This is a genomic window from Phenylobacterium sp., assembly GCF_030693625.1.
In the GTDB taxonomy this organism is placed as follows: domain Bacteria; phylum Pseudomonadota; class Alphaproteobacteria; order Caulobacterales; family Caulobacteraceae; genus Phenylobacterium; species Phenylobacterium ferrooxidans.
The window spans coordinates 1-11,079 of the sequence record NZ_JAUYAF010000015.1 but is presented as its reverse complement, the minus strand read 5'-3'; the positions used below and the strand labels follow the sequence as shown (position 1 = coordinate 11,079).

General features: G+C 68.4%; 12 protein-coding genes. 5 read left to right on the top strand and 7 right to left on the bottom strand.

What is annotated here, in order from left to right; genetic code table 11:
• Positions 1–392: 392 nt before the first annotated feature.
• The 5 genes from Q8N10_RS02410 to Q8N10_RS02390 all read right to left on the bottom strand — a co-directional run bounded on the left by Q8N10_RS02410 (position 393) and on the right by Q8N10_RS02390 (position 6,468).
• Entirely contained in the window at positions 393–1,238 is an 846-nt protein-coding gene (locus Q8N10_RS02410) for a class I SAM-dependent methyltransferase (protein ID WP_304775584.1), read from the bottom strand.
• Positions 1,239–1,673: 435 nt separating this feature from the next.
• Complete coding sequence (locus Q8N10_RS02405) at positions 1,674–2,399, bottom strand: carbon-nitrogen hydrolase family protein (protein ID WP_304775583.1); 726 nt, start codon at positions 2,397–2,399, stop codon at positions 1,674–1,676.
• A gap of 115 nt (positions 2,400–2,514) precedes the next feature.
• The gene (locus Q8N10_RS02400; protein WP_304775581.1) at positions 2,515–2,709 is read right to left on the bottom strand and encodes a hypothetical protein; all 195 of its coding nucleotides are present in this window, start codon (positions 2,707–2,709) and stop codon (positions 2,515–2,517) included.
• 257 nt (positions 2,710–2,966) lie between these two features.
• Positions 2,967–3,953, bottom strand: a complete 987-nt coding sequence (locus tag Q8N10_RS02395) for a nitronate monooxygenase family protein (RefSeq protein ID WP_304775579.1) — start codon at positions 3,951–3,953, stop codon at positions 2,967–2,969.
• A gap of 196 nt (positions 3,954–4,149) precedes the next feature.
• Positions 4,150–6,468: an ATP-binding protein gene (locus Q8N10_RS02390; protein ID WP_304775576.1), complete on the bottom strand. Its 2,319-nt coding sequence runs from the start codon at positions 6,466–6,468 to the stop codon at positions 4,150–4,152.
• A gap of 87 nt (positions 6,469–6,555) precedes the next feature.
• Between Q8N10_RS02390 and Q8N10_RS02385 the strand changes: the two genes are divergently transcribed.
• The 4 genes from Q8N10_RS02385 (at position 6,556) to Q8N10_RS02370 (ending at position 9,870) form a co-directional block, all read left to right on the top strand.
• Positions 6,556–7,125: a hypothetical protein gene (locus Q8N10_RS02385; RefSeq protein ID WP_304775574.1), complete on the top strand. Its 570-nt coding sequence runs from the start codon at positions 6,556–6,558 to the stop codon at positions 7,123–7,125.
• On the top strand, positions 7,118–7,525 hold the full coding sequence (locus Q8N10_RS02380; protein WP_304775569.1) for a metallopeptidase family protein: 408 nt from the start codon (positions 7,118–7,120) through the stop codon (positions 7,523–7,525). Before Q8N10_RS02385 ends, Q8N10_RS02380 begins: the two co-directional genes overlap by 8 nt.
• Positions 7,526–7,869: 344 nt before the next feature.
• Positions 7,870–9,000: a ferritin-like domain-containing protein gene (locus Q8N10_RS02375; protein ID WP_304775568.1), complete on the top strand. Its 1,131-nt coding sequence runs from the start codon at positions 7,870–7,872 to the stop codon at positions 8,998–9,000.
• Between the two features lie 390 nt (positions 9,001–9,390).
• Positions 9,391–9,870, top strand: a complete 480-nt coding sequence (locus tag Q8N10_RS02370) for a VOC family protein (RefSeq protein ID WP_304775565.1) — start codon at positions 9,391–9,393, stop codon at positions 9,868–9,870.
• 62 nt (positions 9,871–9,932) lie between these two features.
• Here the strand turns inward: Q8N10_RS02370 and Q8N10_RS02365 are convergent, their stop codons facing one another.
• Positions 9,933–10,250, bottom strand: a complete 318-nt coding sequence (locus tag Q8N10_RS02365; protein WP_304775564.1) for a BrnA antitoxin family protein — start codon at positions 10,248–10,250, stop codon at positions 9,933–9,935.
• On the bottom strand, positions 10,231–10,542 hold the full coding sequence (locus tag Q8N10_RS02360; RefSeq protein ID WP_304775561.1) for a BrnT family toxin: 312 nt from the start codon (positions 10,540–10,542) through the stop codon (positions 10,231–10,233). The genes Q8N10_RS02365 and Q8N10_RS02360 overlap by 20 nt, the downstream gene beginning before the upstream one ends.
• 129 nt (positions 10,543–10,671) lie before the next feature.
• On the opposite strand from Q8N10_RS02360, the gene Q8N10_RS02355 reads away from it, so the two are divergent.
• Positions 10,672–10,884, top strand: a complete 213-nt coding sequence (locus Q8N10_RS02355; RefSeq protein WP_304775559.1) for a DUF4287 domain-containing protein — start codon at positions 10,672–10,674, stop codon at positions 10,882–10,884.
• Positions 10,885–11,079 lie beyond the last annotated feature (195 nt).

Here is an 11,079-nt window from a genome sequence, read left to right as displayed (position 1 = left end):
CGCCGATCACACGCTCACGAAGATCAACTGACAGCGCCTTGCTCATAGGTGCCAGCCTCCGTCACCAGCACAGAGCTTGAATCAGAATCCGCGGGCCCTGGGAATCCCCAACGATTCAATCAGGTCGCAGAATGCTCTAGTGGGCCTTCAATTGATCGTTGAGTGCGCCGATCCTGCCGAGGTGGAGCGACATCTTGGCGTTGCGGCGTCTCAGTGCGAGTGGTTTCTAATCGCCCCAGGCCAGTTCGGAATATCCATTCCCACGCGGCTCGTGGATGAGATTGGCGAAGACGCCATCTGGGAGAGCCTGCGCCCCCTCAGATCATTTGATCTCTACGAGGGGGTTTGGCGGCATACCGGTTGAGCCCCGACGCCCCGGCGGATTGCACACCCTAGACCCGCGCCGTCACCAGCCAGCAAGCCGCGCTCATCGCCACCATGCCGCCCGTTTCGTAGGTCGCCAGGCGTTCGGCCACGGCCGTGCGGGCCTTGGCCTGGGTCGCCGCGTCGGCCTGTTGCAGCATGGCGCCCAGCGGGCCCATGCGCAGGCTGAGCGTCATCAGGTCGCCCGGGGCGATGGGGGTGGGGACGTCCAGGGGGACGATCTCGATGTCGCGCCAGCCGCTGCGCGTCAGGATCCCCCGGACGCGGTCGGGCTTGGCGAAGGCCCAGCGGCCCGGCGCGTCAGGGTCCGACTGCGGCATGGGTGGCAGGAAGGGGGCGGCGGCCTCGATGGGGGCGCCGGCCAGGGGGTTGTCGGCGGGGCTGCGCCAGCAGGCGAAGGCGAGCCTGGCGTCGGGCTTGCACGCGCGGCGCAGGTTGGCGAAGGCCGCCTCGAAGTCGGAGAAGAACATAACGCCGAAGCGGGAGATGGCGGCGTCGTAGGCGGCGGTTCCCAGGTCGAAGGTCTGGGCGTCGCCCTCCAGGAACTGCGCATTGGCGATCCCTTGCGCCTTGGCCGAGGTCCGCGCGGCCTCCAGCAGCGGGGCGGAGACGTCGACGCCGACGCTGCGGCCCTGGGGCCCCACGCGGCGGGCCATTTCCAGGGTGGTGCCGCCGGCGCCGCAGCCGATGTCCAGCACCGCGCCGCCCGCGCCCGGGAAGCCGGCGGCGACCACGGCGTCGCAGATCGGCTGGTTCAGGCGGTCCATCAGGTCCTGGAGATCGACCCAGGCCTGGCCGCCGGCCTGGTTCCAGTAGCTCGGCTGGGCGGGGGTCTGCGGGGGTTGGGCGGTCATGTCGGCTCCTCGGGCTTGCGGTCATCGGTCGGGTGAGGGCGCTCTGCAAGCGACCTGAGGTCAAGCGGTGCGTGACATCGCCCAGCCGACGCGGCGCTCCAGGGTGCGGGCCTCGGCCCTGCGCTATTACGAGCATAAGGGGCTGATCGTGTCGTTGGGCGTCGCGGTCGGTCGCGGTTCCGGGTGGAGACCGGTCGCATGAGGGCTCCGCTTCCTTGTTCGTGTGGTTCGTGTGGTTCGTGGACAATCTTGTTCCGCCACGCGGCGTCGCGGCTTCAAGACTTGGAACCACGAACCACACGAACGTCACGAACGGGGGGCTGGTCCAAAGGGTGCGTGGGGTCCCGGCTGCGCCGGAGTGATTTCCGGAGGGACGTTGTGGGGTTGTCCGAGAGGCCGATCGACCCCTCTTCCGACCCTGCAAGGAGAACTTGGCTACGGCATCTCGAAGACCAGCAGGCCCGGCTGGTCCAGGGGCAGCTGGGCCACGACCTCGCCCTGGGGGTTGAGCACGGCGGTGGGGCCCCAGGCGATGCGGTCGCCGCGCTGGCCGGTGACGTCGGAGGAGATCAGCCACAGCCCGGTCTCGCGGCAGCGTTCGGCGCGGGCGGGGTTGTGGCGGTCGCGCCAGTGCTCGGCGGCGGGGCGCTTCATCATGTTGTTGGCAGGGCAGATCAGCAGGGTGGCGCAGGTCTCGGCGACCGCCTGCGCGGCCTGCGGGAAGTTGGTGTCGTAGCAGATGTTGATTCCGAACGTCAGGCCGCCAGCCTCGAAGCCGGGGCAGTCGGTTCCGGGGCCGAAGAAGGCCTCCCCGGCCAGCAGGTGCGTCTTGCGGTAGCGGCCCAGGAGCTCGCCGTGCCGGATGACGGCGGCGGTGTTGAAGATGCGGCCGCCCTCTTCCTCGATCAGGCCCAGGACGATCGTGGGGCCGGCCTCGGGCAGGCGGGCGAGGATCGCCGCGAAGGCCTCGCCTGTGAGGTTCAGGGCGTGGCGGCGGGCGGGCGCTTCCTGCGTGAGGTAGCCCTGCAGGTAGCCTTCCGGGAAGACCAGCAGGTCGGCGCCCTGGGCCGTCGCCTCGGCGATGACGGTCAGGGCGTAGGTAAGCGCCGCGTCGACGTCTTCGCGGAACTCAGGGGTCTGGGCGGCGGCGATGCGGGTCATTGTCTGTTCGCGTGGTTCGTGTGGTTCGTGGTCGATCTTGATCCGCCTCGCGGCGTCACGGCAGGAAGACTTGGAACCACGAACCTCACGAACGACACGAACAGGCGGGCCAGCCTTAGAGGTTGGGGTGAATCGAGACCCGGGTTGCGCCGGGGTAGGAGCCAATCGTCATCCCGGCCGCAGCGGAGAGCCGGAACCCAGGGGCTGCGCCCTGGGCCGTCGCCGTGGCGATGACGGTCAGGGCGAAGGTAAGCGCCGCTTCAACGTCTTCGCGGAACTCAGGGGTCTGGGCGGCGGCGATGCGGGGCATGAGGTTCTGAGTTTTCCTTCTCCCCTTGCGGGAGAAGGTGGCCCTGAGGAGCAGGGTCGGATGAGGGGTCGATTGGCCTATCGGGTTGGGGCGGTTGGACGATGCGCGGAGAGGGGAGTGTGACCCCTCATCCGACCGCTCTCCGAGCGGCCACCGTCGAGAGCGAGCCGGGCTACTCAAGCCCGGCTATGCGTTTCGCCAACGCTTTGGCGAAACGCCGCTCCCGACCCCGCAAGGGGAGAAGGGGCGCTATTTTGCTAGGCGCTCACCACCACGCGCTGGGCGTTCTTGGTGAGGACCTGTTCGGCCTGGCGCATGATGGCGGCGACCATGTCCTGGCAGGTGGGGATGTCGTGGATCAGGCCCTGGCTCTGGCCGACGGTCCAGATGCCGCCGTCGGTGTCGCCGGCGCCCATGACGTTGGTGCGGCCGCGAACGCCGGCCACCAGGTGGCGCACGTCCTCGATGGTCTTGGTGGAGTCCTGCTGGATCGCCACGACCTCTTCGGACACCGCGTTGCGGGCCACGCGGCTGGTGTTGCGCAGGGTGCGGTTGGTCAGCAGGGTGTCGCGCTCGGTGTTCTCGACGATCTTCTTCTTCACGTTCTCATGGATGGCGCATTCCTGGGTGGCCATGAAGCGGGTGCCCATGTTGACGCCCTCGGCGCCCAGCATCAGGGCCGCGGCCAGGCTGCGGCCGTCGGCCATGCCGCCCGAGGCGATCACCGGCACGTCGCCGAGCGCGTCCACCGTGGCCGGCAGCAGCACGATCAGGCCGACATCGTCCTCGCCCGGGTGACCGGCGCACTCGAAGCCGTCGATGGAGATGATATCGACGCCATGGCGCGCGGCGGTCACGGCGTGGCGGACCGAGGTGCACTTGTGGATCACCTTCACCCCGGCCGCCTTGAAGGCGGGCAGGTGGTCGGTGGGGTTGCGGCCCGCGGTCTCGACGATCTTGATTCCGCTCTCGATGATGGCTTCGCGGTACTCGTCGTAGGGAATCTTGTTCAGCGACGGCAGCAGGGTGAGGTTCACCCCGAACGGCTTGTCCGTCAGGCTGCGGCACAGCTCGATCTCTTCGAGCAGTTCCTGCTTGTTGCTGGAATGGTGGGCGACGATGAAGCCGAGCGCCCCGGCGTTTGCGACGGCGGCCACCAGCCGGGCGTGCCCGACGCCGGTCATGCCGCCCATGACGATCGGCGTCTCGACGCCGAACATCTCGGTAATCCTGGTCTTGATCATGTCTCGTCCCCTGCAATGTGTTGGTCTCGTTGAGACCAGACTAGCAGGGGGCGGCAGTCGGTTTCACCTGGTTCTTTAGGATCTCAATACCGCCAAGGTCCCGACCGGGCCCGGGCGACCGCGGGGGCATAGGCGCCTTCTCCCGCAAGGGGAGAAGGACGAAGGCGGGGATGTCCCGTTGGCCCCTGGGGGGCGCCTAGAAGCCCAACTCGGGATGACCCGCCGCGCCCTGGGCGGCTTCCGGCAGGTGGCAGGTGAAGGTGGCGCCGGCGCCGGGCTCGCTCTCCAGGGCCACCCAGCCGCCGTGCAGCTCCACCAGGGACTTCACCAGGGCCAGGCCCAGGCCCGGGCCGCCGCGCTCGCGGCCGATGAAACGGTCGAAGATGTGCGCCTGGACGTGGAAGGGGATGCCGCGGCCGGTGTCGGAGACCTGCAGCTGGATCTCGCCCAGCGCCCGGCGGGCCGAGATGGTGACCGTGCCCTGCGGCGGGGTCTGGCGGATGGCGTTTTCGGTGAGGTGGTCCAGGGTCTGGGCCAGACGCTTGATGTCGCCGCGGATCAGGCCGATGTCGTCGGGATATTCCACCTTCACCGTGACCTGGGCGGCGGCGGCCTCGTCGGCGCGCCGCGCGGCGGCGTCGTTCAGCAGCTGCGCGACGTGGACGTCCTCCAGGTCCAGCGCCATCTCGTCGGCGTCGATCTGGGCCATGTCCAGGACGTCGTCGATGGAGCGGGCGAGCTGAGTGGCGGCCGAGCGGACGGCGGCCGCGTGGCTGCGGCCGCGTTCCGACAGGTTCTCGCCGGAGCGCTCCAGCAGTTCGGAATAGCCGATGATGGTGGTGAGCGGGGTGCGCAGCTCATAGGAGACATTGCCCACGAAGTCGCGCTTCAGGCGCTCGGTTTCCGCCAGCGCCGCGGAACGGTCGGCCAGAGCGCTCTCCAGCTTGCGGGCGTCGGTGACGTCGCCAAACGCGATGAGGGTCGCGCCGTCGGGCAGGGGGCGGGACTGATAGACCACGATGCGGCTGTCGCTGGTCTTCACCTCGCCGGAGATCGGCGCCCGGGCGGCGGGATCTGTGTCGGCGACGCGGCCCTTCAGCTCGCGCCAGAAGCCCATGTCGTGCAGACGCGGGATGCAGAGCTCGACCACGCCCTCGAAGTCGTGGGCCTGGTCCAGCTGCTGGGGGGTGATGTTCCAGAAGCGCTCGAAGGCCTCGTTGTGCAGGCGCAGGCGGCCGTCGGCGCCGAACACCGCCACGGCGTCGTTGAGCTTGTCCAGGGTGGCCTGCTGCACCTGGATCAGGGCGTTGTACTGGGCCTTGAGCCGCAGCTCGCCGGTGATGTCGGAGAACAGCAGGACGATGCCGCCCAGGGGGTGGACCTGGCGGCCGACCTTGAGCGTGCGGCCGTCGGGGATCGACCACATGTCGTCGGGGCTGGCGTCCAGGGCTTCGTAGCGGTCGAGCTCGGCGGCCTTCCACTTGGTGTAGTCGGCGGTCTCGGGCAGGCGGCGGCGCTGGCGCAGGCGGTCCAGCACCTCGGAGTGGGTGGGGCGCTCGGCCAGCCAGGCGGGCTCCAGGCCCCAGAGCTCGGCGAAGGCGGTGTTGTGGAAGATCAGCCGCTTGGTCTTGGAGAAGATGGCGACCGCGTCGGCGATGTGGTTCAGCGTCTCGTCGTGGGCCTCGACGTGGCGCTTGAAGGCCTCGCGCAGTTCCTCCAGCTCACTGACATCCTCGGTCCAGACCCCGACACCGCCGCCTTCGAGGGGCTGGGCGGTGATCTGGAAGGCGCGGCGGCGTCCCGCGAAGGACGACCAGCGCAGGGCCTCGCGCTTCTGGCCGAGGTTGGCGGCCTCGGCGGCCAGGGCGTCGGCGGCCTTGTCGAAGCTCAGGCCCTTGGCGGCGGCGTCGTCCAGGCTGGCGGCGTCGACGGCGGCCAGCCAGGCGGCGTTGACCCAGACCGGGCTGCCGTCGGCGGCGGCGACCCAGGCCGGCGTGGAGCGGGCGTCCAGGAAGGCGGCGAAGCGCGGGGCGGTTGGCAGGCCGGCGTCCTCCCCCATCACGGCCGACAGGCGCAGCCAGGCCAGGGCGCCGGCGGCCCGGCCCTCGACGGCCACCATGCCGCCCGGGCCCTGGACCTCGAAGGCGCAGGCCTCGCCGCGCTCGAACAGGGCGCGCAGTCGACGGGCGTGGTCGGGATCGGCGCGCATCAGGGCGGCCACCACGTGCTGGGGATCGCTGTCGCTGAGGCCGAGCGCCGAAATGCAGGCCGCCAGGCTTTCCTCGCCCGACGCCAGCAGGGCGTGGCCGTCCTCGACGGCCAGCAGGGCGGAATCGAAGGCCTCGGCCGAGGCCTGGGCCGCTTCGGCGCCGGCCTCCAGGGTGGCGATCTTCGCCCGCATCGCCTCGAGCCGGGCGTCGGACTGCCGGCGCTGGGCCAGCGCCCACAGGGTGGCGCAGATGGCCAGCAGCACGGCGCCGGCGGCGGCGGCCAGGATCAGGTCCAGCTCGCTCATCGCGTCACCCGGGGCGCTGGTCCTTTGGCCTGCCGAATCATCAGGATGAACATAGGCGTTCGCGTCCCGTTCGGCGATAATCCAGCCATGACCGCGATCCTCTATCCGGTGGCCGCCGATGCGCAGGCCGCCCTGCAGGCGCCGCTTGCCCGGGCGGCGCGCGAACGCGAAGCCGCCGCCGCGGCGGGCCAGGAGGTGGTCTTCGTCACCGAGCCGGTGGGGCCGCCCTATGCCAGCCGCGAGGCGGCCCTGGACGCCCATGCCGGCAAGGTGGAGGACGAGCGGCCGGGCAGGATCGTGGCCCCGGCCGCCGAGGACCGCTTCTGCCGCCTGGCGCAGATGATCGACGGGCGGCCGCCGCCCCCGGTGCAACCGAGCCTGAAGGACGGCCGCCGCTGGCCCGCCGCCCGCCCCGCGCCCAGGACCGTCTGGCGGCTGCAGGTGAGCTACTGGCGGCTGGCCTCGGCGGCGCGGGCGGCGGAGGGGCCTCAGGCCCGGGCCGCCCGGCGCAAGGCCCGCGAACCCCTGGACTATCAGGCTCTGAACGCGCTCGCCCGCACCCCCATGCGGCCGGTCAAGCCGCAGCAGCCCCTGGACATCGGTCTCTTCGAGACACGGCCCCCCGAGGCGCCGCATATCATCATGCCTGATGAGTAGCCCCCCCGACGCCAGCGCCCTGGCCCCCTCCCTCGACGATCTGGCGGCCCTGGCCGAGGCCGCCTTCGCGGCCCTGCCCGACGACTTCCGCAAGATGACCGGCGACGTGATCTTCCGGGTCGACGAGTTCGCAGGCCGCGACGTGCTCGACGAGCTGGGCATCGAGGACGCCTTCGAACTGACCGGCCTCTACCAGGGCGTCGACATCGGCCGGCGCACGGTGTTCGACCCCTCGCCGCAGCCCTCGATGATCTTTCTCTACCGACGGGCGATCCTGGACGAGTGGGTCGACCGCGGCGACGTGACGCTGGCCGAACTGGTCAGCCACGTCCTGGTCCACGAGATCGGGCATCACTTCGGCCTGTCGGACGACCACATCGACGCGATCGAGAGGGAGTAGGGCTCAGCCCCTCCACCGCTCATCCCGGCGCAGGCCGGGACCCAGATTCATGCTCGGCGATCAGGTCTGATCCACTGTTCGTGAGGTTCGTGAGGTTCGTGGTCAATCTGATCGGCCTCGCGGCGTCCCGGCAGGAAGACTTGGGACCACGAACCTCACGAACAACACGAACGGGGACTCTATGCCCGGAGGTCGCAGGTGAATCTGGGCCCCGGCCTGCGCCGGGGTGAGCGGACAATGAAAATGACGCCCCCGTCACCTTTATTGACTCCGTAAGGATTGCGGGTGATCGTCGCCGCAAGAGGAAACCGGGCGCCAATGCGCCTACCCCAGGAGACGAGCCCATGGCCGCCGACGGCAACATCACCAAGGACATCATCTACGAGGCCGTGTCCCCGGACGACTTCGAGGCCATGCTGGATCTCGACCGCTACGGCGCCCGTTCGACCGCCTTCGACAAGATCATCTCGGCCACCCACGACCACTTCTGGGATCCGCTCGACAAGAAGTACATCGACTTCGACGAGCCCTTCGACATGGAAAACCAGATGCTCCTGCCGGAGGACATGATCGTTTCCCTGTCCACCGACTACGTCTCCAACCACCTCAGCGACTGGAAGACCCGCGTGCGGTTCGCCAACCAGTCGGCGCTGCGGTCCTTCTCCTCGATCCTGCACGGCGAGCAGGGCGCGCTGAACCTGTCGGCCAGCCTGTGCCACGTGCTGCTGGACCAGGGGGCGCAGGAATACGCCGCCAACCAGACCCGCGAAGAGGCCCGTCACGTCACGGCCTTCGCCAAGTACATCAAGGCCCGCTGGGGCCGCCCGGTGGAAGCCGGCCCCACCCTCAAGGCCCTGCTGATCGACATCATTGGTTCGCCCGAGGTCTACAAGAAGATCATCGGCATGCAGATGCTGGTGGAGGGCCTGGCCATGGGCGCCTTCGCCACCTTCTTCAACAATATCAACGACCCGCTCGGCAAGAAGCTGATGCAGCTGGTGATGACCGACGAGGCCTTCCACCACAAGTTCGGGAAAATCTGGGCTGACCGCACCATCCCGCACCTGTCGGAAGCCGAGCACGAGATCATCGAGACCTGGGCGGCCCACTGCTTCCAGACCCTGCTGTTCAACCTGGTGGCCCCCACCCAGCAGCGCGACCTCTATGAGGAGTTCGGCCTCGATCCCGACCGCGTCATCGCCGAGATGGCCGCCAACATGAACGACGAGACCCGCCGCGAGAGCATGAAGGAGCAGTCCAACATCTTCCGCGTGCTGGTGAAGACCCTGCTGAACGCCGGCATCATCACCGAGCGGACCCGCGCCTTCTACGCCATCTATGTGGACCTCGACGAACTGAAGGCCGAGGGCGACCGCATGGTCGGCGACGACATCGCCGAGGAAGGCATCGCCTACCTGCAGGAGATCAACTTCAAGGACCGCATCGCCCAGTCGATCTCCATCGCCGCGGAGTAGGGTTTCTCTCCACCCTGAACGCGAAACGCCCGCCGGTCCCCCCGGCGGGCGTTTTTCGTTGTGGGGCCGAGGCGTTGGCGCGTCCGCTCATCCCGGCGACCGCGAAGCGGCGGCGCGAAGCAGCCAAGGCCGGGACCCAGATTCACGCACAGAGGCTAGGTATGATCCCCTGTTCGTGAGGTTCGTGGTCGATCTGATATGCCTCGGCGGCGTTACGGCCGGAAAAGTTGAACCACGAACCTCACGAACGTCACGAACGGGGGGCCCTGATCGAAGGTCCCGGATGACTCCAAGCCCGGCTGGCGCCGGGATGAGCGGCGGGACCCAGGCCCGTGTCGGGAACCCTGCGCCTCGTTCGTCCTTGGATCAGACAACCCAAGGAGGACGACGATGGCCAAGTTCACCACCTGCCTGTGGTTCGACCACGGCGAGGCCCGCAAGGCCGCGCAGTTCTATGCCGGCCTGTTCCCCGACAGCCACGTCGGACCCGCCGCGACGGCGCCCAGCGACTTTCCCGACGGCAAGGCCGGCGCCGAGCTGACGGTGGCGTTCACCGTGCTGGGCCAATCCTTCCTGGGCCTCAACGGCGGTCCCCTCTTCAAGGCCAACGAGGCGGTCTCCTTCGTGGTGGAGACCGACGGCCAGGCGGAGACCGACAACTACTGGGACGCCATCGTCGGCAATGGCGGCCAGGAGAGCCAGTGCGGCTGGTGCAAGGACCGCTGGGGCTTCTCCTGGCAGATCACGCCGCGCCAGCTGAACGAGGGCATGGCCGACCCCGACCCGGCGGTCGCCAAGCGGGTGTTCGAGGCGATGATGACCATGGGCAAGATCGACGTGGCGAAGATCGAGGCGGCGCGGCGGGGGTAGGGGAAGCGTCTCATAGAGGACAATGCCCCTCGCCGTCCTGGCGGCCGGTGTTGCGCTTTTGTTTACGACCGCCGCGCCGGCTTAAGCGAGGCCAGCATTTCCCGCCGCAGAATGGCGTTCAGGCGGCCCTGATACCCCCTGCCCTGCGACTTGAGCCAATCCAGCACATCGGCGTCTACGCGGGCGGTGATCTGCTGCTTTATGGGCCGGTAGAAGCGCCCACGGACGCCCGCGCTCCACGCCTCGTCTGACAGCTCTGGAATGTCGCTGGTGTCGATCGACTCGTCAGGCAACGCCGCCAGCTCGGCCAGGTGCTCGCGCTGCGCGTCGGTGAGCGCCGGCAGGGTTTCTGGGGTGGGGCTAACCTGTTTCGTTTTCATAACGTCGCCTCTCTCGCGGCGTGGCCCGTCGCGCTGAAATGATACGGATGACCTCGACCGACCCGCCGTCGGCGTCTTCCCCTCTGACCGTGTGCGCCACCAGGAGGATCACGACGCCCTGGACCGCCCCAACGGTTTGCCACCGTTGTTCGCCGCCCTCGATGCGGTCCTGCACCGAGATGTGCAGCGGATCCTGAAATACCTGCCGGGCTTCCTCGAAGCTCACACCGTCATGCTTGCGCTGATTTGAGAGGTTTTTAGCCTCGTCCCATTCAAATCGGACGCTGGTCATGGCTTCCATATAATTATAGATTTGTAATTACACAAGCCGCCCGCCCTGAACTCAAAAGTCGAGGGTCCGTCCTTGTCGGATGTCCCGCCCTCCTTTCGTCCTTTGAGGACCAACCAGGAGCACCGCCCAATGGCCGACGACAAGATCAAGGGACCGGCGTCCTATTTTCCGTCCATCGAGAAGACCTACGGGCGCCCGATCGCCGAGTGGAAGGCCTTGGTGCGGGGGCGGATGCCGGCCAGGCACATGGAGCTCGTGGCGATGCTGAAGGCCGACCATGGGATGGGGCATGGGCATGCGAACGCCATCGTGGCGCACACGCTCGCGGAGCAGGGCGAGTAGGCGGCTCCACTGGGTTGGTCTCAGGGAGCCGCCGCCCTCGATTCCTTCTCCCCTTGCGGGAGAAGGTGGCCGGTCGGAGACCGGTCGGATGAGCAACCATGTTAAGTGGGTTGTCTAATCCAGGGCTGTTGCCGGCTGAGGACGAGGTTTGCGGCCTCGATGAGTTTTCTCATGACGGCGACGACGACGAGCTTT